The sequence below is a fragment of the Diplocloster hominis genome, from assembly GCF_032380655.1.
GTDB classification, from domain to species: domain Bacteria; phylum Bacillota; class Clostridia; order Lachnospirales; family Lachnospiraceae; genus Diplocloster; species Diplocloster hominis.
In genome coordinates this window covers 52447-76117 of the sequence record NZ_JAWDIY010000026.1, presented here as the reverse complement: position 1 = coordinate 76117, position 23671 = coordinate 52447, and the positions used below count along the sequence as shown (strand labels likewise).

Genomic DNA, 23671 nt, shown 5'->3' with positions numbered 1-23671 from the left:
CGCAAGCTTTCCAAAATGCAAAAAGGTTCAAACAACCGCAACAAACAGCGTATCAGAGTAGCCAAACTCAACGAAAGGGTTGCCAATCAACGCAAGGATTTTCTACATAAAGAGTCAAGGCAGATAACCAATGCTTATGATTGTATATGCATAGAAAAACTTGATATGAAAGCAATGGCGCAAGCCTTGAATTTTGGCAAATCAGTAGCTGATAACGGTTGGGGCATGTTTGTAACATTCCTGCAATACAAGCTTGAAGAAATGGGAAAACAGCTTGTAAAGGTAGACAAATTCTTTGCAAGCTCCCAAATCTGCAATGTTTGTGGGTACAAAAATTCCGAAACGAAAAATCTTAGTATTCGTGCGTGGGATTGCCCTGAATGCGGTACACATCACGATAGAGACATAAATGCCGCAATAAACATAAAAAATGAGGGGATGCGGTTAGTAACTCCGTAGCGAAAATACATAAAACCGTGGGACACACGGGGTTAGCTCGCTTATGCTTAGTACATTGGTACTATCGAACGAGAAGCCCCGCCTCTTTAGGCGGCGGGAGTATGTCACACAGGCAGAAACTATCCCGGCACTTAACGGGCTTACCAGCCAGGCCGGGGCAGTCCCCATCCGTATGTCTGCGGCCATTTTCATCCGTTTAACGCTTCAGACAGATCCCAGTACAAGGTAGCATCCATCTGCAGCTCCTGCTTGATTTTCTGCTTAATACAGGACAGGGTCTGGGTGCCGCACCGGTTCTCCTCTGTCTGGGAATAATCCAGTTTAATATAGACCAGTCTGTTTTCCGGGCCATAGTCGTGCATGGAAATCTCCTCCACGGATCTGGCCGGAATATATTCCGTAACGATCTGCATAATTTCTTCCTCCGTGGCCGGATCAGCGCCTTCGCCCAGCAGCAGGACCAGATTATCCGCGAAAGAACCGGCACCTGATTTTAGAATCGCAGCCGATACCACGATTCCCAGAAACCCGTCAACCGGTAAGTCCGTATAGGGCGCTGCCAGGATACCGGCCAGAGTGACCGCTGTCACAAAAGCGTCGGCCACGTTATCGATCCCTATGGCTTTCAGGACAGAAGAAGCGATTTTGCGGTTCAGCCGCTTCACATACCAGGCCATACATATTTTGGCCAGGATACCGATACCCAAAACAGCGGCAGTCAAAGCAGTAACCGTCATCGGCTGGGGGGTACGTATCCGCTTTACCGCGTCTATCAAGACAGATAATCCGGTAAATAAAACCAGCAGCGATACAACAAATCCACATATATATTCCATCCGCCCATGTCCATAGGGGTGTCTCTTATCTTTTTCCCTCGCCGCAAGCGAAAAACCCAAATAGGCCACAAAGGACGAGGCGCAATCCGCAAGATTATTCAGGGCATCAGCAGTAATCGCCACACTGTTACTCAGCACACCGGCCACCGCCTTTATCATTACCAGTATCAGATTTACAAAAATTCCTATGGCCCCGGATCTTTTGCCAGCAAGATCACGGCTCTTCACATTTGATTCTTCTATCATTGATTTTGCGCCTCCTTTCCTACTCATTGGCTTCGTTCTAACATATTAATCCGGATGTGCCGCTTATTCCTGATCCACAGGCCGTTCTGAAGGCCGTCCGGTTCTGTCATGCCCGCCGCAGCGCATGCCGCGTTCACACTGTCTGCCATGAGAATGTGCATTCCCAGACGGCTGAAACCCTCTTCCCCGCATAGCCATCAGATGTTCGAAGGCATCATCGCCCATTCTGGATCTGGTCTTCTCCATCCACTGTTCCATATCCTCTTTCTTATCCACCCCAAGGTCCTCTTCCAGTTTCCCAATCACCCGGTCCAGATAACCGCCAAAAACCAACTGTTCTTCCGGATTCAGACAGTCAAAGGGATAAGAAAAATCCGGTTTCTCCTGTTGTGCATCCCTTCCCTTGTCAGTAAGCTTTACCATCATCACACGCTTATCACTTTCCATTGGTCTGCGGGTGATATAGCCAGCTTTCTCCAGCTTGCCCAGCAGTTCACTCAGGGACTGCTGCCGGATATCCAGCAGATAAGAGAGATCTTTGGTGCTTATCTCCGGCTGCATCTTCAGGATAGCCAGCACCCTCCCCTGACCCCTGGTCGGGTCCGCAAAGGGCCCCCGCGTCCCCCGGTTCTGCAGGCGCTGCCGCTGTATCAGCCATTGCAGCCGCATTAATTTTTCAAATAATTCTTTTGCGTTCGTCCTATCAGACATTCCTATCACTGCCTTTCATTTTCAAATAGTTTTTTATACAGGTACCTGTTTATTTGATTATACAGGTACCTGTTCTTTTTGTCAATCTTTTTTTATAAGGTACCTGTTCTTTTTTTGCAGCCAATTGGGAGGGGACTGGCATCTTTCGGCAGTAACGTTAGATTCTCGTGCAGCTGCGTGGAGAAAGGGGCCTGTCCCCGGATGCCGGCCTGTTGGAAGAATGAAAAATCCCTTTAAAAGTGATGGGACATTCCAGTCAACATCCGGGGACAGGCCCCTTTCTCCACATAGCTGCTTGAAAAACTAACGTTACTGCCGAAAGATGCCAGTCCCCTCCCAACATCCACAAACAATGCCGCTGTCAGCCGGTTCACTCCCCGCTATCCAGTAACCGGGCATATTCTTCTTCCGGCATAGGCCTGTAAAAAACATATCCCTGCACAAAGTCACACCCGATCCGTCTTAGATCCTCCACCTGCTCCATAGATTCAATCCCTTCGGCCACCGTGCGGATCCGGAACTTATGTACCAGCTCGATTACACCTTCCACTACAGCCATATCCCGTTCCGGGTCACTGCTCTTGTCAAAAAAGAACCGGTCGAGTTTCAGAGTATCGATGGGGAGCGTTTTGAGCAGGCTCAGGGAAGAATACCCTTTGCCAAAATCATCAATGGAACAGGCAAAATCCGCCTGCCGCAGCCGGTTCACAATCCGGTTCATAAGCAGCGCATTGTCTATGGCGATGGATTCTGTAAATTCGATTTCCAGCAATTCCGGCGGGATCTGGTACCGATCCCTTATATCCACATATTTCTTAACAAAATTCTGATCATAAAACTGCAGTCTGGAAACATTGACGGAAACCGGAAAAACCTGTTTTCCTTCCCTCAATCTTTCCCGCAGAAAACGGCAGACTTCTTCAAATACATATTGATCCAGCCGGTCGATCATATATTTACTCTCAAAAACCGGTATAAAACGGTCGGGCGGAATGATGTCACCATCTTGGGACTGCCAGCGCACCAGTGCCTCCGCACAAGCGATTTTTCCTGTCTTAAGCTCCACTTTTGGCTGATAAAACACGGTGAACTCGCGTTTCTCCAGCGCTTTGAGCATCCGGCCTTCCACGTCCTTTTCTTCCCGCAGCCGTCTGCGGATGCTTTCATCATAATAGACATAATTATGGTTTGTCCCGTTTTTTACAGTTTTTCGGGCAAAGTTGGCCCGGTCCAGAAAACCATCGATCTTAATGTCCTCTATGACATCCTGCACACAGCAGATCCCGCAGCACGTGGGCACAGACTGCCGGTCATAGAAGCTGTGCATGTACTGAATGATTTTCCCGTCGGCGTCCTGCTGACGCTCGGCCACTTCTTCTTTCTTCTGATATCGGAGCAGGAGAACAAAATTATCGGCGGAAACACGGCCGCAGAGCTCCCCCTCCCGCAATCCTTCCAGCAGGATTTCGCCGTATTTTTTCAGTATACTGTCCCCATAGTTATAGCCAAACACATCATTGATATATTTAAAATCCGAAAAATCGGTGTAGACGACAGCCATTTCCTCTGTCGGCCCCGCATCCAGCAGATGCTGCGCCTCTTCTTTGAAATCCTCCAGTTTATATACTCCCGTCAAAGTATCCCGGCGTGTCAGGTCGTTCAATTTTTGATTGGTATCTTCCAGAAGCAGCAGCTTCCGGGAATGGGCCCAGAAAATAAACAGCCAGGTCAGCAGCATAATTAAGAGCATAACGGCGCAGATCCCCAGTAAAACACGGGTTTGATGCGTCGCGTATTCATCCGCGGCGAAAACGGTGTCATTGGCCTTTTCAAAATATTCCTCACTGAGAGTCAAAAGCGCTTCCCCATATGTATCATCATTGCGATAAGAGGAAATCTTTTTCTTCATATCCTCCCACATATGGCTCAGTTCGTACAGATTCTGCCGATAGGTATCATCCTCCAGCAGCGGCAGTCCATATTCCCCATTTCCAGTATTCAGTTCGTTAAGAATCCCATCCAGATAATCAATAAGCTGATCGTTCGGGCGTTCTTCCAGCTCCAGCTTTACCAGCCGCTGTGTGGCGCCCCGGACGATTCCCACGTAATTGACTAACCGGCTGTAATGCTGAGACTGCACGATGGTGTGTAGGGTTATGCTGCCAAACAGAACAAGCAGAGCAAACAGAACAGCCAGACCTCTTTTCAAATATTGTCTCATCCTTTACCTCCATACGTGCATTTTACCTGCTATCGGTATCTTACCTTCGTTACTCTGTCTGCTCCCCGCTGTCTCTTATCACTTGTTTTTCGCGCTTTTGCTCATACATCTTCCGGTCCGCTGCCTTAATCAATTCTTTCCAATCCGAAGCATCCGTGCTCTCCACAACTCCATAGCTCAAAGACTGGGTGTATGAATAATCACTGCCGCTGTCGGTTATACGCAGCCGCTCGTTGATCATTTCCGATCTTATTTCGGCCGCTTCCGCCCCCACTCCCACAAACAGGACCAGGAACTCGTCTCCCCCGTAGCGGTATAAGGAATCCGCCCCGCTTCTGCAGGCACGGCGGATCTCCTCTGCAGCCCTGCGGATATAGCGGTCCCCTTCCTCGTGCCCGTACTGGTCGTTGACATTTTTAAGACCATCCAGATCCAGAAAGCACAAGGTGAAACCGGCTTTATTTTCCATCATGGAAGCAAGGGTCTCTTCCGCATACTGCCTGTTGTAAAGTCCGGTCAGCGTGTCCAGAAATGTCTGATGGCGCAGGCGTTCTTCCTCCCGCTTCTGTTCCTCCAGCTGCCGTTGGATCTGCCGGTTCTTTTCGCGGTAGTCATTCAGCATACAGATTCTCCAGGTATACCGGATAGCAATATATAATCCAATAATACAAAACAGACAGGATTTAATGCTCCAAAGCTTCAGGAGCAGGTCATTGAGCGGCGTGGAATACAACAGCAAATTCAAAAACAGATAAAAAAACAATCCCCCCATCATCTCCAGAATAAACGAAAGATACTGCCGGTGTCCTAAAATCAAACGAATCCGCCCGGCCAGGACCGGCTTCCGGACAATGTGAAAGGCCGCGCCCGCCAGAATAAAGCCGAGCATTACCGGAAACCCTTTCAGATTCCCGATATCCATCGTGTGATTATCGAAATTCTGCAAGGGCATGTTCATAGAAATAGCCATTACGCTGCGGCAGCAAATATTGATCGCAAGTCCGAATATGATTCCCAGCAATGTGCTGAACAGAGCACCTATTTTATTTCCCTTATTATATATAAGGGTTTCAAAAAACAGAAGAAATGCGAAAAAAAGCCAGTTGAAAATCAATGAGAATTCCAGGACACTGCAGACAATAAAGTACAAATAGTTGACAATAAAGCTGAGGCAGACAATTCCCCTGCGCAGGCGCGGCATTTCCCCCATCTCCGATACCAGGAGAAAATACTGACAATGATAGTAATAATAGGCCGCCGCCGTCAGTAATATCAATAGCATCTGAATCCACCTCCCCTAAGTTTATCTGCCCTGTTTATCCCGGTACATCGCCTGGTCCGCCTTTCGGAAAATCTCCTCCACGTTGTCGGAAGTACCTCCAAAGACATAGAAAACGCCGTAACTGAAAGGGAACGGCGGATTGAATTCCTCCGCCAGTCTGGAACGGATCGCTTCTATCCGCTGAGACGCCTTCTCCTCCGCACAGCCGGGAAGCAAAACTACAAATTCATCTCCTCCTACTCTGGCGAAGATATCAGTCTTGCGCAGCCTCAGGGAAAACTCTTTCGCAAATCGGATGATATAGAGGTCCCCGGCATCATGTCCATTCTCATCATTGATCTGTTTTAAGTGGTCCAGGTCAATATAGACAAACGAAAAAGGCTCCTTCGTTTTTAAAAACAACTCGATCTGTTCCAGCACATACCTGCGTGTAAAAACTTTTGTCATAGGGTCCAGCACACTTTTGCTGCGCAATTCCTCCGCATCCCGATTCTGCTGTTCCAGCTTCTCCATCAGACTGCGGTGTTCCTCCTCCACATAATGTTCCTTCAGCAGGTTATATAGATGTCCGAGGAAACGTATCAGGTAAAATTCGAGTAAAACTGTACTGCCAACCAGAAACAGCGGCAGTAATCCCCAGCCGATACTGGATATGCACAGCACACTGTCCATCAGCAAAAAAGCATTGCAAAACCAGAGAAATATCAGAAAAGGCCGTACTTCAGCGCTTTCCGCCTGTGTGCGAAACACCTCGACCGCTATATTCATATGAGGGATCAGCCAGGTAACCAGACTGTTTACGGCCAGTACGCTGCTGATGGTGAGAATCCTCCAAAAAGGCCGCTGAAGAAGTTCATTCATCGGGATCCGTGTAATCAGGGAGATTACACCCAGCAAAATCATGTGCAGAGCCATGGAGGTCAAATGCGTAAGATTGATCAAAATAAGCTCTTTGACATGTCTCACACTTTTACGGTCCATCCGGCCTATTTTTTCAAGGAAAGTCAGAATATATATAAGCGGCAGCGGGATATTAAACATTCCCCAGCCCAGGAACAGCAGCAGGGGGAACAGATAAATACTGATCCGATTCCAAACACTATTTTTGGGCAGGTACCCCAACGCTTTCATGGCCGGTCGGATCAGGGAACTATAGAGTAAAACCAGGCATACCGGCGCCAGCAGACCCCAGCCAATATATATATGAAATGGCAACGGACTACCTCCTTTCCATTCAATCAAGGACAGCTGTGTAAGGGTTCTTTGAATTCTGTATCAGCTGCCCGAAATTCCCGCTGGACATGGGCTTTGCAAAATAATATCCCTGCACATAGTCGCAGCCGATCTCCCGAAGCCTCTCAAGCTGTTCTTTGGTCTCCACCCCTTCTGCCACAACGCTCAGGCCCATAAACCGTGCAAGCTCCATAATAAAACGCAGGATGCCCTGATTCATAGGTTTGGCCGTCTCATTCTGGATAAATTTCATGTCCAGTTTCAAGACATCTAACGGCATTTGATTCAGCATATTCAGAGAGGAATATCCGGTTCCAAAATCGTCCATTTCAATAATAAATCCCAGCTTTTTCAGGGAATTGACCGTTTCAATAATCTGATTCGGATCGTCGGTGTAGGCACTTTCCGTGATTTCCAGCGGCAGGCGTGATACCTCCAGGTCATATTTTTGAACAATGGCCAGAAGGATGCTGCCCAGGTCCTCATTATAAAGATCCGCTCTGGATACATTGACCGAGACAGGAAGCGGCGGGAATCCCTGGTCATCCCACCCGCGCATAACCGCACAGGTACGGTCCCAGACAAACTGATCCAGACTGGTGATAAAGCCGTTTTTCTCAAACAGGGGGATGAAAGCTCCGGGCTGCTGCATTCCCCACTCCGGGTGGTTCCACCGGACCAAAGCCTCCGCCCCGGACAGCCGCTCCCCGCTCAAACGATATTTCGGCTGCAGGTATACCTCGAACTGTCCTTCCGACAGCGCTGCTTCCATCTGATCCGTAATCCTCCGTTCCCTAACCAGCTCACTGCGCAGAGCGTCATCATAACAGGCAAAATATTTCCCATACTGTCCCTTGATACTGCGGGCAGCTAACAGCGCACGGTCACACATCTTCTCGGCCGGAAGGGAACTGTCCTCGATCGCGTATATTCCCCATTTCATCACAATGCTTTTCGCATATGGCAGAGTGTTCAGACGGCTGGTTATGTGGGCGAACATGTCATTTGTGTACTCCGCGCGATGTTCCAGCAGGCAGACGAACCGGTCCGCATTCAGATGACCGCATATTCCAAAATCGCCCACCACGTCCCTGTATATTTGGGCTATTTCGCGAAGCAGACGGTCACCGTTGGGTATCCCGAAGATATCATTGATCAGTTTAAAATTTTCAATGTCAGAGCAGATAATATCATATTTTTTATCCGTATGCCCGGACAAAATATCGACCACCCGCCGATAAAAAAACTCTTTGTTATAAAGTCCTGTCAGCCGGTCATATTGAAGCTGGTTGACCATAGCGGCATTTTCCCGAAGTTTGATAATGTTCGCTACCCGGTGCAGGATAATCTGCGGTTTGTAGGGCTTGACGACAAAGTCCGTGGCTCCTTGGGATAGAGCCGCCACTTCATCTTCATCGCTGTCACTTTGTGTGGTGACAATAACCGGAATAGAACAGCAGGCAGGGTCGGTTTTGATTTTCGCCAAAAAGGTGTATCCGTCCATAACCGGCATCACGATGTCCAGCAGAATCAGCGAGATTTCCTCACTGCTCTCTTTCAGTACGCTAAGCGCCTCCTGCCCGTTCGACGCCTCCAGCACCTGATACTCCCGGGTCAGTATCTCTTTCAGAATTTCCCGATTGATCTCATTGTCTTCCACAATCAATATTTTCCTCTGTGCCATCATCCTATTATCCCCATCCTGCTTATGTATCTGTGTAGCGGCTCTCTGATTCATGGCCGTCCCTTCCGTTCCCCTTATCCACAACCCAATAAATTACTATACAGTATAACAATTTCAACCTGAAATAGCAACAGTTTGAAGTTATGAGGGGACAGGCGGTGGATAATAACCCAAAACTTGATATTTCCAGGTAACTGTGGTACTCTAAAGCAAAAATAAACAGGTTCTAAAAAAGGGGAAAAGGTGGATCAAAAGACGTTCACCCATACCTGTATGTGCAAAAAACGCACCCATGGAGGAAAATATGAGTACAATGAATTTGACATTATTGACAGATTTTTATGAACTGACAATGATGCAAGGGTATTTCAAAAACAAGGCCAATGAAAAAGTAATTTTTGACGCTTTTTATCGGACAAACCCTTCCAATGGCGGATACGCCATCGCGGCGGGCCTGGAGCAGGTGATCGATTATATCAGGAATCTGACGTTTTCCGCCGAAGATATCGATTATCTGCGTTCCGTGGGCAGTTTTGAAGAGGATTTTCTGGACTACCTGAGTACCTTCCGTTTCAGCGGTGATATCTATGCCATCCCGGAGGGCTCCGTCGTATTTCCCAGAGAGCCTCTGATCAAAGTGGTGGCTCCCATTATGGAGGCCCAGCTGGTGGAGACCGCCATCCTTACGATTATCAATCATCAGAGCCTGATCGCCACAAAGGCCTCCCGGGTCTGCTATGCCGCCAAAGGAAATGGGATCATGGAATTCGGGCTGCGGCGCGCCCAGGGCCCGGATGCCGGTATCTACGGTGCCAGGGCTGCCATGATCGGCGGCTGCATCGGTACTTCCAACGTACTGGCCGGTCAGCTGTTTGATGTGCCGGTGAAGGGTACCCATGCCCACAGCTGGATCATGAGTTTTCCCGATGAATATACCGCATTCAAGAAATATGCCCAGATGTACCCGGATGCCTGTACGCTGCTGGTGGATACCTACGACACCATCAAATCCGGGGTTCCCAACGCGATCCGTGTATTTACGGAAATGCGCGAAGCCGGAATTCCGTTAAAGAATTACGGAATCCGCCTGGACAGCGGCGACCTGGCCTATATGTCCAAGAAAGCCCGTAAGCTGCTGGACGACGCCGGATTCACCGATGCCGTAATCTCAGCCTCCAGCGATCTGGACGAGTATCTGATCGACAGCCTGAAAACCCAGGGCGCTCAGATCACCTCCTGGGGTGTCGGTACCAACATGATCACGTCCAAAGATTGCCCTGCCTTTGGCGGTGTCTATAAACTGGCCGCGATTCAGGCGGAGGACGGAACCTTTATCCCCAAAATTAAATTGTCTGAAAATACAGAAAAGATTACCAATCCCGGGAACAAAACCATCTACCGGATCTACGAGAAAGACAGCGGCAAGATCAAGGCCGATCTGATCGCCCTGGTGGATGACCAGTTCGATCCCGCCCAGGACTTAAAGATCTTCGACCCCATCGAAACATGGAAGAAAACCACCTTAAAAGGCGGAACCTATGTAATGCGCGAGATGATGACCCAGGTATTCAAAGACGGCCGTTGTGTCTACGAATCCCCGAAGGTCATGGACATCCGCGCCTATTGCCAGCAGGAGCTGGATACCCTGTGGGATGAAGCCCGGCGTCTGATCAATCCCCATGAGGTATACGTGGATCTCAGCAACCGCCTGTACGAAATCAAAAGCCAGCTTCTGGAGCAGATGAGCCAGTCTTAAGAGCTTCTATTTCGATACAGATCTGAAGCAGGCCGCTGCAAGGATGGGCTTTGCCGGCAGTATCATGAATAAAAAAATATTCGTTCCAGGGCATAACGGGATGCGGTCTGCATCCCGTTATTTTCATAGGAAAGCGCCCTATAAAGCAAAAATGCTCCAGCCCTTCGCAGTGTATTTTCCTGGTTTCCTCCGCATATAATGAATTTAAATCCTCATGAAGGAGGTATACCTTTGTATAAAAATTACGATATCCTGGTCAATAAGACGAACCGCCTTCCGGAAGATTATGTTCCCCTGGATTTGAGAGAAGTACGCATTCCGTTTGACGCTTCCCCCGGCGATCCGAAAAGATGGATGCGTGAGGAGGCGGCGAAGGCCGCAGAGGCTTTGTTTGCGCGGGCCGCTGCTGCAGGGATGACACTGTGTGGCATCTCCGGTTATCGCTCCTATGAAAGACAGGCGCAGATCGTCGCGGACCGGCTTAAGGAAGCCGGCCCGGCTCATGTTGGTAAATATATCGCTCCGGCCGGAGGCAGCGAACACCAGACCGGTCTTGCTTTGGATGTATCCTGCGAGGCGTCCGGGCTTGACCTTGTGGACGGTTTTGCCGATACCCAGGAGGGAAAATGGCTGAAACGCTATGCTCCCCTCTATGGATTTATACTGCGCTATCCACGGCATAAGGAAAAAATTACCGGATACGCCTGGGAACCGTGGCATATCCGGTATGTGACTAAGCCGCTTTCCATGTATCTGACCAAGACCGATCTGACCCTGGAAGAATATCATGATCTGAAAACCTCTATCAGCGGAAACTGTCAGGCAGCTGATGCTGATGGAGCTGACTGATGACCTGATCGATCCGTCTTTTCGGTTCATCCCCTTCACCGGGCTGACTCACGTAACTGATCAATTCTTTCTGCTTCTGTTCCGGAAGCGACGCATAGCAGTTCATGGCCTCCAGATCCATGGCCAGTGACATGGTAAATCCGATGGGCAGTTCTCCTTTTAGCATGAGGCACCTCCTATTGTTCCATCTGTCGGCCCAGGAAACCTGCTGCCGACATGGCTACTTTTTGTTCTACTTCTCCCATTTTTACTTTGGCATCCTTGCTGAACAGTATGACGGCTCCTATGGCGTCCCCCTCACAGATTATGGGGCTGACCACCTGGGCCGTATACTCTTCAGAATCTTCCGCCAGGATCTTGATGCATTTGCGGTTGTCTTTGCTGGCCAGCAGGGTTTCACGTTCGTCAATCATGCTTTCCAGCTGTTTGCTGATGGGCTGTTCCATAAAGCCTTTTTTGGTGCCGCCGGCCACTGCGATGATCATGTCCCGGTCTGTGATGCATACAGTGTGTCCTGTTGTGTGAGCTAACGATTCCGCATACTGTTTTGCGAATAAGCTTAACTCGCCTATGGGAGAATATTTCTTTAATATGATTTCACCTTCACGATCCGTAAAGATTTCCAGTGGGTCACCTTCACGAATCCGGAGTGTTCTTCGAATTTCCTTAGGGATTACCACGCGCCCTAATTCATCTATTCTTCTTACTATTCCGGTCGCTTTCATAATGCCATTTTCCTCCATTTTACTTTTATCATTTATTCAACTTGTATCTTCAATGATGCTATTATCTGTAAAATGAGGGAAATTATTCTCAGAATCGACTCTTCTTTTGTTGAAGGAAATCGAATGTTTTTACAAAGAGCAAAACCAAAAGAAGGTGGAACCGATTCTGTTTTTCGTATATAATTGAGAGGAAGATAGCCGCAGACAGATATCACGTGAGGTAGACTATGATAAAGATAAAAGGAAAGACAGCAGTATGGTTTTGGCTTATAGTGATCGTATCCAACGCGCTTACGCTATATGAGCTGCTGGTTGATCCGGACAGTGTGCTGGTTCTTGTTCTGGTTCTGATTATTATGAATCTCATATTTTTACCGATCCTGATCCGGAACCGAGTTGAGATCCGGGACGATAAAATTTACCTGTATTTTGGTTTTTTTAAAGACAGCATGGAAATATCATCCATCAAAGAAGTGAGGAAAACGCATGATCCAATCTCCTCCAGCGCAGCTTCTCTGGACAGGCTGGTTATCCGCGGAACCCGGCAGGAGATGATGCTCGCCGTGGTAGATCAGGGATTGCTGATTCAGGAGCTAAAAAAGAGAAATCCGTACATTGTAGTATACGATAAAAAATAGCAGCGTTTAAAAAACCTCTGAACCGGAAGTTTCTCCCTTCCTGTCCAGAGGCCTGAATTCATAGCTTTCTTATTTTTTATTCAGATATACCGATCGAAACACTTCGATTACTGCTGTGCATCAGCCATCTTCACTTCCAGCGGCTGGTCAAAATTCACTTTACCCCATACCTTTTCATCCACCTGGAAATCTGAGGCATCTTTCCACTCCTGAATCTTGGCGCTGTAAGCTTCGGATTTTCTCTGGCTGACGATGGAATCCTTTTTGGTATCCGTAGCTTCCTGGTCGAACTTGCTGTCTAAACGCACCAGATAATAGCCTGTGTCCGTCTCGATCAGATCCGCGAACTGGCCTTCGTCAAGCTTATCGGCCGCTTCCTTTACCAGATCGTCATAGAGCGTGTCGTCCGCACCATAGGTACCGGTATTGACTGTCTTCTCCACTGCTTGTGCGGCAGCATCAAAGTCACCGGATTCCTTGGCCTGCGCCAGAACATCTTCTGCCTGCTTCTTGATCTGTGCCTTCTGCTCATCCGTAGTGTCCACGGAATTGCCTTCCGCATCCTGGGTTTTGGTCTTATTAAAGAATACATAGCTGATCTTCTTCTGCGCCGCTTCCTCATCGCTGACATTCGTATCCACATCAGCGGTCATGGGATCATACATCTTCTTCTGAATCGTATATAGCTTCATGAACTCTTCCACAGTTTCCTGGGTCGCGCTCATGGCTTTCAGCGTCTTTTTGTCATTGGCTTCCAGAAAAGCGGCAGTGGATTCACTGATCTTCTTCATTTCCTCGTCACTTAACGAAACGTTGTAGTCTCCCATATGCTCCTGGAGCAGATACATCGTTTCGATCGTATCGATGGCACCCTCTTTTGTGGAAGATGCATAGGTCTTACCTTCTTCTCCAGTAGACTGATTCCACATGTCTTCGCCGATATACTGTTTATAATAGGTCTCCATCTGGGCCTGCTGGTATTTCAGATAAAAATTAGCAACCCCCAGTTTGATTTCCTGTCCGTTTAATGTCGCTACCGTCGCGTCCGCTTTCACTCCTGCCGAGCAGCCGGTCAGAGCCAGTGCCAGAACGCAGAATGTGCAGATCACCGTAACCAGTCTTTTGTTTCCAGATTTCATGATATCCTCCTAGTACCTATTAGTTTCTCTTATCCCCCGCCTCTCACAGGAAACAGGGATACTGCTTTGTTTATGCGATGCTAAGGACACCGCGAAAATCCATACAGCCGTTTTTAATTATAGCCCGTTTTCCCTAATTTAGCAACGACTTTATCTCATTTAACAGTTTTTTCACGATCGTAAAGACATCCTCGTTTCTGGAATTTACTTTGCGGTAGGTGAAGTAAGGATTCGTCTCCACCTTAAACGTTAACGATTGTTTTTCTTTTTCCAGAAGCACCGGTATTCTGGCCGGGTCCACATGGGCCTTCTCGTACATGGTAAACCGGATCTCGTCTCCCCGCTGGGCGATATCTATCACATAGACACTGCGGGCCAGGGCCTTGAGCCTTGCGATCTCCAGCAGATTCTGTACAGACTTCGGCGGCTCGCCGAAACGGTCGATCAGCTCTTCCAGAATGTCTTCACATTCCTCACTGTTTTCGATGCCGGCGATCCGTTTGTAAATGTCCAGTTTCTGGAATTCACTTCGGATGTAGGCCGGCGGAATGAAGGCGTCTACATCCAGATCAATGGCTGTGTCATAGCTCTCCTCAGGCTGCGTGCCTTTGACCTGCTTCACGGCCTCGTTTAACATTTTACAGTAAAGATCGTAGCCCACAGCCTCCATGTGGCCGTGCTGTTCTGCGCCCAGCAGGTTGCCGGCACCGCGGATCTCCAGGTCCCGCATGGCGATCTTGAATCCGCTTCCCAGCTCCGTGAATTCACGGATAGCGTGGAGACGTTTCTCCGCCACTTCTTTTAACATCTTATTGCGCCGGTACATGAGGAACGCGTAGGCGGTCCGGTTAGAACGGCCCACCCGGCCCCGCAGCTGATAGAGCTGGGAGAGTCCCATGTTGTCGGCATCGTGAATGATCATGGTGTTTACATTGGGAATGTCCAGACCGGTTTCGATGATCGTAGTGGACACCAGGACATCGATCTCCCCATTGATAAAATCAAACATGATCCGTTCCAGCTCGTGTTCCTTCATCTGGCCATGGGCAAAGGCTACATTAGCCTCGGGCACCAGACCTGCCACCTGGTTCGTAACCTCATCGATGGTATTTACCCGATTGTATACGTAATATACCTGGCCGCCTCTGGCCAGCTCCCGGTTGATCGCCTCCCGGACCATCTCCTCGTTATACTCCATTACATAGGTCTGGATCGGAATACGGTCCATGGGCGGCTCTTCCAGCACGCTCATATCACGGATTCCGATCAGGCTCATATGAAGCGTCCGCGGGATCGGTGTGGCAGTCAGGGTCAGCACGTCGATATTTTCCTTCAGTTTCTTAATCTTTTCCTTATGAGCCACGCCGAAACGCTGCTCCTCATCCACAATCAGAAGCCCCAGGTCTTTAAACTCAAGATCTGCGGACAAAACCCGGTGGGTGCCGATCACGATGTCCACAAATCCCTTTTTCAGATCCTGGATCGTATTCTTCTGCTGGGCAGGTGTCCGAAAACGGGACATGAGATCCACCCGGACCGGGAAATCCTTCATCCGCTGGGTAAACGTAGCATAGTGCTGCTGTGCCAGAATCGTGGTGGGCACCAGATACACCACCTGTTTTCCTTCCTGTACCGCTTTAAATGCCGCTCTTAGGGCGATCTCCGTCTTTCCGTAGCCCACATCCCCGCAGATCAGACGGTCCATGATCTTTTTGCTCTCCATATCCCGCTTGGTCGACTCGATGGCCAGCAGCTGATCCTCTGTCTCCTCAAACGGAAACATTTCCTCGAATTCCTTCTGCCAGACCGTATCCTGTCCATAGCAGTAGCCTTCCTTTTCCTGGCGGGCAGCATAGAGCTCCACCAGATCCTTCGCGATCTCCCGTACCGCACCCCGCACCCGGGTTTTGGTTTTGCTCCACTCCTGTGTTCCCAGCTTGTTTAACTTCGGCTTCTTGGCATCGGCGCCGGCATATTTCTGGATCAGATCCAGCTGCGTGGCCAGGATGTACAGGTTCCCCCCGGATGCATACTCGATCTTGATATAATCCTTTTCCACCCGGTCCACTTCTACCTTTTCGATTCCCCGGTAGATACCCAGCCCGTGATTTTCATGAACGACATAATCCCCAACGCTCAGGTCGGAGAAGCTCTGGATCTTCTGTCCCTCATAGGTCGTATGCTTTTTCTTTTTCCGCTTCTCTTTTCCGAAAATATCGGTTTCCGAGATCACCACAAACTTGATCAGCGGATACTCATATCCCCGGTGTACCTGTCCATAGACTACCATTACTTCGCCCGGTGCGATCGGCCGGTCCAGGTCTTCCGTATAAAAGCTGTTGATATCATACTCCCGGAAATCCTCCGCCAGCCTTCTGGCCCTCGTTCTGGACGCGGCCATAAGGCACACCCGATAGCCGCTCTTCTTCCACTGCTTCAGATCTTTGATCAGCAGTTCGAAGCTGTTATTGTAAGGATTGACCGACTTGACATCAAAATAATATTTCTGACTGAATTTAAACTGCTCCACCTTCTGATCCAGCATACAAAAAGCCACGCTATTCAGTCCATGAACCTTAGCCAGAAATTCTTCAAACCGCAGCAGCACATGCACCTGTCCCGGCAGCACATAACCCTTTTCCAAACGGGTCATCATGCTCTCCTGGAATTCCAACTCCACTGCGCCGCCCTTCTCCGCCAGCCGGGCCAGCTCATCCAGGCAGAACAGCGTCTTGGACGCGTCAAAGTAATCCAGAAAACAAACCGTATCCTCATAAAAATACCGGATATAACTATCCACACCCGTATTTCCATTTACATTATCCAGCTCTTCCCGCAGAGTCTGAAGCGCTGTGTGGATACGGTGCGCCTCCTCCGTCCTCATCTGCTTGCGAAGAGCGGCCTCATACTTCTTACTGTCCTTCTCGATAGCCCTAAGCCCTCCGGCTTTTCGTTCCTCCGTCAGAATCAGCTCGGTAGCCGGATAGATCCGCACCTCTGCCAGATTCTCGATGGACCTCTGGCTTTCCACGTCGAAACTGCGGATCGAATCCACTTCATCGTCCCACAGCTCGATTCGAAACGGTGTTTCCTCCGTCAGCGGAAAAATATCAATAATCCCGCCCCGCACGGCAAACTGTCCGCTGCCTTCCACCTGCGCCGTCCGCTCATATCCCAGACTCACCAGACGGACTTTCAGTTCATCCAGGTCAAGCTTCCCCGTATCCTGAATACGAATCACCTGTTCCCCGAATGCCTTCAGCGGCAGCACATGTTCCATACAGGCGTCCACCGTCGTAACCACCGTCACATCCGGCTGGGTCAGCAGTGCCTGGATCACTTCCATCCGCTGTTTGACCAGCAGATTACTGTGGATATCCGCCTGATAGAACATCAGATCCCTGGCCGGATACAGCAGGACATTCCGATCAAAGAACCGGTAATCCTCATAGATTTCCTTCGCCTTCTGATCACTGTAAGTGATAATCACCCGGTTTGCCAGATCCCGGGACAATCCATAGATCAGATGTTCCTTCTGGGAATCGATGCAGCCAGAAATCTGTAATATGCTCCGATTCTTATTCAGTTTATATTTAATGTCCTCAAACTCCTTCAATTGAAGGAAGGGATCCAAAAAAGTCTGCACGACCTACACCTCTAATTTTTCCTCTGGTTATATTTATTCATGGCTGCTTCTACATTATTCGAAAGAATTTCCTCGACCGCCTTTACTGAGCGCTGCAGCGCGTCGTCCACCTCCGCCCGCTCTGCCTTTGAAAACCTCTGCAGCACATAATCCGCCAAATCCATACCTTCCGGCTTCTCCCCGACCCCGATTCTGATCCTCACAAAGTCCTGGGTTTTCAGATGGGCAATAATATTCTTCATCCCATTATGCCCGCCTGCGCTTCCTTTCTGCCTGATCCGCAGTTCCCCCGGCTGTATATAAATATCATCATACAGCACTACCAGCCCGCTCTCCGGCTTTCCCTTATAAAACTCCATAACCTCCCGCACGCATTCCCCGCTGAGGTTCATAAAGGTCTGAGGCTTCACCAGCACCACCTGCTCCCCGCAGATCTTCCCCTGACCGATCAGCCCCTTAAACTTCCTCTTATTTATGGCAATATGGTTCATCTTCGCCAGCAGATCCACCGCATCAAATCCGACATTGTGCCTGGTTTTCGCATATTTTAAAGTAGGATTACCCAAACCTACGATCACATACATCTCACACACTTCCTCTTCCTTATCTTCTCTAATCCTTTACCGAAATCCTAACCCTTATTCTACCCAACCGGGCCGCATTTGTCACGCTGTTTTTGTTTGTGTTAAATGGGTTTTTTTCTGAGGGGGGCCGGGGAGAGAGGGATGGCACATTATGCATTACACCCTCAAACGCATAACTATCACATCCACAACACCTCAGATACTTACTTCCATAGAACATACCCGCCAGCCTTCACCAAAGCAGGGAATTTCCCTCCCGCCCCCAGGGTTCTTCCCGGCCCCCAACCAGAAAAAAAGCGGACACCCCAAAGGGCATCCGCCTGTCATCTTTTGTAAGTAGATTCGCGCGCCTCACCTGCCGGAGTACAGCATTTCGTCTCCCCTATAGCTCTGCAGGTTCGTCGGGTGCGTTCAAAAGCGCATCCTCGTATTTCTCAAGAATCATCTGCTGGATCCGCTCTCTGGTCTGGGAATTGATCGGATGGGCGATGTCCCGGTACTCACCGTCCGCGGACTTTCTGCTGGGCATCGCGATAAACAGCCCTTTATCACCTTCGATTACTTTAATGTCATGTACTACAAATTCCTCATCGATCGTGATTGATACAACTGCCTTCATTTTACCTTCTTTAGCTACTTTTCTTACCCTTACATCCGTAATTTCCATAATGCGTTTGCCCCTTTCCTACGTCTTCTCTTTTGTGTATAAGTTAGCTTATTTATACTCCTTATCAGATTACATATCTTTCATTCTTTTCGACAACTACCTTGACCCCGTCTTCTCCGCAATAATAGGAATTGGCACGGATGGTATCCCGGCTCTCTACAATGCAGTTTTCAATGTGGGTGTTATCTCCGAGATAGACATCGTTCAGTATGATCGAGTTTTTTACCACACAGTTGTTCCCTACAAATACTTTCTTAAACAGAACTGAATTCTCCACCGTCCCGTTGATGATCGATCCGCTGGATACCAGGCTGTTCCGCACATTGGCTCCCGCGTTGTATTTGGCGGGCGGCAGATCCTCCACTCTGGAATAGATATCCGGATACTGATGGAAGAAATAATCTCTGACTTCCGGTTTCAGGAAATCCATGTTGGTCTTGTAATAGGCCTCCACTGTGGATATGTTGCTCCAGTATTCTTTGATCTTGAATCCGTAGATCCGCTTCAGATTCTTATACCGGATCAGAATATCTTTGACAAAGTCGTGGCGGTCTTCCTGGGCACATTTCTCGATCAGTTCGATCAGCTGGCGCCTGCGGATCACATAGACACCGGTGGAGATGGTATTAGACTGGGAAACCATGGGTTTCTCCTCAAACTCTTCGATCCGGTAATCTTCATTCATCTTCACTACGCCAAACCGGGTGGTGTCCTCGCTGCTGGGTACTTCTTTGCATACCACGGTGATATCGGCTTTCTTTGCGATATGGTATTCCAGCACCTCATTATAATCCAGTTTGTAGATGCCGTCACCGGATGCAATCACCACATAGGGTTCATGGCTCTTCTTCAGGAAATCCAGGTTCTGATAGATGGCGTCCGCGGTTCCGCGATACCACCAGCTGTTGTCCGCGGTGATGGTAGGGGTAAATACGAACAGGCCCCCCTGCTTTCTACCGAAATCCCACCACTTGGAGGAACTTAAATGCTCGTTCAAAGATTTGGCGTTATACTGGGTCAGCACAGCCACTTTCTGGATATGGGAATTGGACATGTTGCTCAGCGCAAAATCGATGCTTCGGAAGCTTCCGGCCACGGGCATGGCTGCGATCGCCCGTTTTTTGGACAACTCTCTCATCCGGTTGTTATTTCCACCTGCTAAAATAATACCTATCGCCCTCATCACATATCACCTGCCTTCGTCAACGTCTCTCCGCTTTCCAGCACACCGCCCGGATAGTCATCCGGTTTGGTGATTCCTGCGATCGCGGTATTCTTTCCAACCTTCACTCCGGAAGGAATATAAGTATTCTCGCCAATGGTCACAAGACCGAAAGAATAAATCCTGGGTTCCGTCTTGTTCGGCACATCCTCGCCGATCCCCAGCTGAACATCATGATCAATTTCCACATTTTCGGCGATGATCGCTTTGTCGATCACGACATTTTCACCGATCCTCGTATTCTTCATAATAATGGAATCCCGGACCACGCTGCCCTTCCCGATGATGACTCCCGGACTTATGACGGAATTAATTACCTCTCCATAGATATCCGCACCGTTGCCGATAATGCTGCGTTCGATTCTGGCATCTGCCGACACATACTGCGGAGGAATCACATCGCTCTTTGTATAAATCTTCCAGAATTCCTCGTAAAGGTTAAATTCCGGAATAATGTCGATCAGTTCCATGTTAGCCTCCCAATAGGAGCCCAGCGTACCGACATCCTTCCAGTAACCGTTATACTCATAGGCAAACAGACGGTTCCCGTTCTCATGGCAGTAAGGAATGATATGCTTTCCAAAATCACAGCTTGGCTGGTCGGACATGGCCAGCAGTGCATTTTTCAAAATCTTCCAGCTGAATATGTAGATACCCATGCTGGCCAGATTACTTCTGGGTTTCTCCGGCTTTTCCTCGAATTCCTGGATCTTGCTGTTCTCATCGGTAATAACGATGCCGAAACGGCTGGCTTCTTCCATCGGAACCGGCATAGCCGCGATCGTTATATCCGCATTGTTTTCTTTGTGGAAATCCAGCATCACCTCGTAGTCCATCTTGTAAATGTGATCACCGGAAAGAATCAGCACATACTCCGGATTATAGGTCTCCATGTAATCCAGATTCTGATAAATCGCATTGGCCGTACCGGTGTACCATTCGCTGCTTGTACTCTTTTCATAAGGGGGCAGGACGGTTACTCCACCGATATTCCGGTCCAGATCCCAGGGAATTCCGATACCGATATGCGTATTCAAACGCAGCGGCTGGTACTGAGTCAGAACGCCAACTGTATCGATTCCAGAATTGATACAGTTGCTTAGTGGAAAATCAATAATTCTATATTTTCCTCCGAAAGCTACTGCCGGCTTGGCCACTTTCTGAGTTAGAACTCCCAGACGGCTCCCCTGTCCTCCGGCCAGCAGCATCGCAATCATTTCTTTTTTTATCATGCAATCACTCCTCGCTGTAATTTATTTTATACATTATATCATAAAATTAATAAACCGTGAACAAAATTTACAAAAAACATATAATATTTTCATTGCTTTTTAACACAACAGTCGATATTTTTGCATATAATAAATGACTCCATAATTTTTTTGACATCATTTTGCACAAATTTTGTAAAATTTTGTCAGATTTTTATACATTATCGTGCAGTGCAACTGCACGCCGGCCCGCAGGGCATGCATTATGGTGTGCCCTTTGGGTATACATTATCGTGCAGTGCAACTGCACGCCTGCCCGCAGGGCATGTGCTATTGGGATGCCCTTTGGGTATACATTATCGTGCAGTGCTTACTGCACGCCGGCCCCCAAGGCAAGTGCTATTGGGATGCTTTGGTTATTCATTATTACAGTATGTCCTCTCTTTTTTAAAATTGTTTGTATTTTTATATACTTATGAGATATAATGGCCATAGATCTTTGTCTTACGGCAAAATCCATCGTCATCCCGGCGCCAATGCGCCTCTCCCTGCGTGGAAGTATGAATCATGCAGGGAATAAAGTGTACAGATAGGTTTAAAACAAAACATTACATTTAATAGGAAGTGTAAGTGTGAAAATAAGTTTCACATCTACGTAAAAGTATGGGACAGTTTATATGCCACTGGCAGAACGGTTAAACGTTCGTCCACCCATACCTGAATTTATGGCGCAGTACATGCGCCTCTGGAGGAACGGTTGAACGTTCGTCCACCCATACCTGAATTTATAGCGCAGTACATGCGCCTCTGGAGGAAATCATGTATAAAATTAATTTTGAAAGTCCGATCCATGTACATTTCATTGGAATCGGCGGAATCAGTATGAGCGGCCTGGCTGAGATATTATTAAAAGAAGGCTTTCCCATCTCAGGGTCCGATGCGAAAAAATCCGAATTGACAGAGAAACTGGATTCCCTGGGTGCCAGGATCTATTACGGACAGAGAGCTTCCAATCTGGATGACATTCCGGATCTGGTCGTCTATACCGCGGCGATCCATCCCGACAATCCGGAATATAACCGGGCGTTAGAGCTTCAGCTTCCCATGTTGAGCCGGGCCGAACTGCTGGGGCAGATGATGCGGAATTACCGCACAGCCATCGCGGTATCCGGTACACACGGCAAGACTACCACCACATCCATGATCAGTCAGATCCTGCTGGCAGCAGAAAAGGACCCAACCATCTCTGTTGGGGGGATCTTAAAATCCATTGGCGGAAATATCCGGGTGGGGAACTCGGACACTTTTATTACGGAGGCCTGTGAATACACCAACAGCTTTCTGCATTTTTATCCAACCATAAGCTTAATCTTAAATATAGAAGCAGATCATCTGGATTTCTTTAAAGATCTGGAGGATATCCGAAACTCTTTCCGGGAATTTGCCAGACGGCTTCCAAAAGACGGTATCCTGATCATCAACGGGGAGATCGAACGCTTCGGGGAGATCACAGACGGGCTTGACTGTCAAGTTATTACTTACGGCTCTGCTTCTGATTGTACTTATTCTTACCGCAATACCGCATTTGATGAATTGGCGCATGGTTCCTTCGACCTTTATAAAAACGGCGTTTTTCAAAGCCGGATACATCTGATGGTTCCCGGTATCCACAATGTCTCCAACGCGCTGGCCGCCATAGCTCTGGCCGAAAGCCTTCAGATACCGCTTCCCGTTGTGCAGCAGGGTCTTTTGTCCTTCACCGGCACGGACCGCCGTTTCGAGTATAAAGGAGAAGTCGCCGGGGTTACCATTCTGGATGACTATGCCCATCATCCCACGGAGATTGCCGCTACGTTGTCGGCAGCCGGAAATTATCCCCATAATCGTATCTGGTGTGTGTTCCAACCCCACACTTATACCAGAACCCAGGCTTTCTTAAAGGAATTCGCCCAGGCACTGTCCGCAGCCGATTATGTGGTGCTGGCTGATATCTATGCCGCCAGAGAAAAAAACACGATTGGTGTAAGCTCCTCAGATTTATTATCAGAGTTAAGAATGCTGAATGTCAATGCCCAGTATTTCCCATCCTTTGATGAAATTGAAAACTTTTTATTAGAAAATTGTATGCACGGCGATTTGTTGATAACTATGGGTGCCGGAGACGTGTTCCGCATTGGGGAACATCTGCTTGGACAATAGTTATCCACATTATCCACACATTTATCAACAGAAAGACCCCGATAAGTGTGTGGATTTTTTTGTGGATTACTCTGTTAACATAAACAAATTATGAATTTCGACAAAAGTCGTCTTACCGCTCACTGACAGCGGTTGTACAGAATTGTCAAACAATTCACAGGCTGAGTTATCCACATTATCCACATTATCCACATTAAAATGCCTTTACTTTAACCCCATTGAACTTAAGAAAATTGCTGTTTGCAAGATTTGAAACCTATGCTATAATGGCGTCAGACATTATAGCCGTGCCTCAGAGCTTCCATTGCCCGGACCGCACATCTGCCTTTTCGGGCGGCACATTGTAAGCAATATTATGCTATA

At 48.4% G+C, this 23671-nt stretch carries 19 protein-coding genes; 5 read left to right on the top strand and 14 right to left on the bottom strand.

Annotated features, from left to right (window positions below):
* The coding region (locus ABC831_RS19985; RefSeq protein ID WP_343249830.1) for an RNA-guided endonuclease TnpB family protein at positions 1-459 on the top strand (459 nt) is incomplete at its 5' end.
* A gap of 188 nt (positions 460-647) precedes the next feature.
* Here the strand turns inward: ABC831_RS19985 and ABC831_RS19980 are convergent.
* From ABC831_RS19980 to ABC831_RS19955, 6 genes are all read right to left on the bottom strand, one after another.
* Positions 648-1541 carry a cation diffusion facilitator family transporter gene (locus ABC831_RS19980; protein ID WP_343249829.1) on the bottom strand — a complete coding sequence of 298 codons (894 nt, stop codon included), beginning with the start codon at positions 1539-1541 and terminating at the stop codon, positions 648-650.
* Between the two features lie 63 nt (positions 1542-1604).
* A complete protein-coding gene (locus tag ABC831_RS19975) occupies positions 1605-2252 on the bottom strand; it encodes a MarR family winged helix-turn-helix transcriptional regulator (RefSeq protein WP_343249828.1) in 648 nt (215 codons plus the stop codon).
* 370 nt (positions 2253-2622) lie between these two features.
* Complete coding sequence (locus tag ABC831_RS19970; RefSeq protein WP_343249827.1) at positions 2623-4473, bottom strand: putative bifunctional diguanylate cyclase/phosphodiesterase; 1851 nt, start codon at positions 4471-4473, stop codon at positions 2623-2625.
* A 49-nt stretch (positions 4474-4522) separates the two neighbouring features.
* On the bottom strand, positions 4523-5755 hold the full coding sequence (locus tag ABC831_RS19965) for a GGDEF domain-containing protein (protein WP_343249826.1): 1233 nt from the start codon (positions 5753-5755) through the stop codon (positions 4523-4525).
* 21 nt (positions 5756-5776) lie between these two features.
* A complete protein-coding gene (locus ABC831_RS19960) occupies positions 5777-6970 on the bottom strand; it encodes a GGDEF domain-containing protein (RefSeq protein ID WP_343249825.1) in 1194 nt (397 codons plus the stop codon).
* Positions 6971-6989: 19 nt separating this feature from the next.
* Entirely contained in the window at positions 6990-8675 is a 1686-nt protein-coding gene (locus tag ABC831_RS19955; RefSeq protein ID WP_343249834.1) for a two-component system response regulator, read from the bottom strand.
* A gap of 301 nt (positions 8676-8976) precedes the next feature.
* Here ABC831_RS19955 and ABC831_RS19950 point away from each other — a divergent pair, with 301 nt between their 5' ends.
* Both ABC831_RS19950 and ABC831_RS19945 read left to right on the top strand, forming a co-directional pair.
* Positions 8977-10428, top strand: a complete 1452-nt coding sequence (locus ABC831_RS19950) for a nicotinate phosphoribosyltransferase (RefSeq protein ID WP_343249824.1) — start codon at positions 8977-8979, stop codon at positions 10426-10428.
* 231 nt (positions 10429-10659) lie between these two features.
* Positions 10660-11277, top strand: a complete 618-nt coding sequence (locus ABC831_RS19945) for a M15 family metallopeptidase (protein WP_343249823.1) — start codon at positions 10660-10662, stop codon at positions 11275-11277.
* Here ABC831_RS19945 and ABC831_RS19940 read toward each other — a convergent pair.
* Both ABC831_RS19940 and spoVT read right to left on the bottom strand, forming a co-directional pair.
* Positions 11234-11443: a hypothetical protein gene (locus ABC831_RS19940; protein WP_343249822.1), complete on the bottom strand. Its 210-nt coding sequence runs from the start codon at positions 11441-11443 to the stop codon at positions 11234-11236. The genes ABC831_RS19945 and ABC831_RS19940 overlap by 44 nt on opposite strands.
* Before the next feature lie 10 nt (positions 11444-11453).
* Positions 11454-12002: a stage V sporulation protein T gene (gene spoVT / locus ABC831_RS19935; protein WP_343249821.1), complete on the bottom strand. Its 549-nt coding sequence runs from the start codon at positions 12000-12002 to the stop codon at positions 11454-11456.
* A gap of 227 nt (positions 12003-12229) precedes the next feature.
* Between spoVT and ABC831_RS19930 the strand changes: the two genes are divergently transcribed.
* Entirely contained in the window at positions 12230-12640 is a 411-nt protein-coding gene (locus ABC831_RS19930; protein ID WP_343249820.1) for a PH domain-containing protein, read from the top strand.
* 107 nt (positions 12641-12747) lie between these two features.
* Here the strand turns inward: ABC831_RS19930 and ABC831_RS19925 are convergent, their stop codons facing one another.
* The 6 genes from ABC831_RS19925 to ABC831_RS19900 form a co-directional block, all read right to left on the bottom strand.
* On the bottom strand, positions 12748-13779 hold the full coding sequence (locus ABC831_RS19925; protein WP_343249819.1) for a peptidylprolyl isomerase: 1032 nt from the start codon (positions 13777-13779) through the stop codon (positions 12748-12750).
* Between the two features lie 133 nt (positions 13780-13912).
* Positions 13913-17425 carry a transcription-repair coupling factor gene (gene mfd / locus ABC831_RS19920; protein WP_343249818.1) on the bottom strand — a complete coding sequence of 1171 codons (3513 nt, stop codon included), beginning with the start codon at positions 17423-17425 and terminating at the stop codon, positions 13913-13915.
* A gap of 11 nt (positions 17426-17436) precedes the next feature.
* A complete protein-coding gene (gene pth / locus ABC831_RS19915) occupies positions 17437-18009 on the bottom strand; it encodes an aminoacyl-tRNA hydrolase (protein WP_343249833.1) in 573 nt (190 codons plus the stop codon).
* A 382-nt stretch (positions 18010-18391) separates the two neighbouring features.
* The gene (gene spoVG / locus ABC831_RS19910) at positions 18392-18676 is read right to left on the bottom strand and encodes a septation regulator SpoVG (RefSeq protein WP_158346098.1); all 285 of its coding nucleotides are present in this window, start codon (positions 18674-18676) and stop codon (positions 18392-18394) included.
* A 64-nt stretch (positions 18677-18740) separates the two neighbouring features.
* A complete protein-coding gene (glgD, locus tag ABC831_RS19905) occupies positions 18741-19859 on the bottom strand; it encodes a glucose-1-phosphate adenylyltransferase subunit GlgD (RefSeq protein WP_343249817.1) in 1119 nt (372 codons plus the stop codon).
* Positions 19859-21130 carry a glucose-1-phosphate adenylyltransferase gene (locus ABC831_RS19900; protein ID WP_343249816.1) on the bottom strand — a complete coding sequence of 424 codons (1272 nt, stop codon included), beginning with the start codon at positions 21128-21130 and terminating at the stop codon, positions 19859-19861. The genes glgD and ABC831_RS19900 overlap by 1 nt, the downstream gene beginning before the upstream one ends.
* Positions 21131-21928: 798 nt before the next feature.
* Between ABC831_RS19900 and murC the strand changes: the two genes are divergently transcribed.
* Positions 21929-23308, top strand: a complete 1380-nt coding sequence (gene murC / locus ABC831_RS19895; protein ID WP_343249815.1) for a UDP-N-acetylmuramate--L-alanine ligase — start codon at positions 21929-21931, stop codon at positions 23306-23308.
* Positions 23309-23671 lie beyond the last annotated feature (363 nt).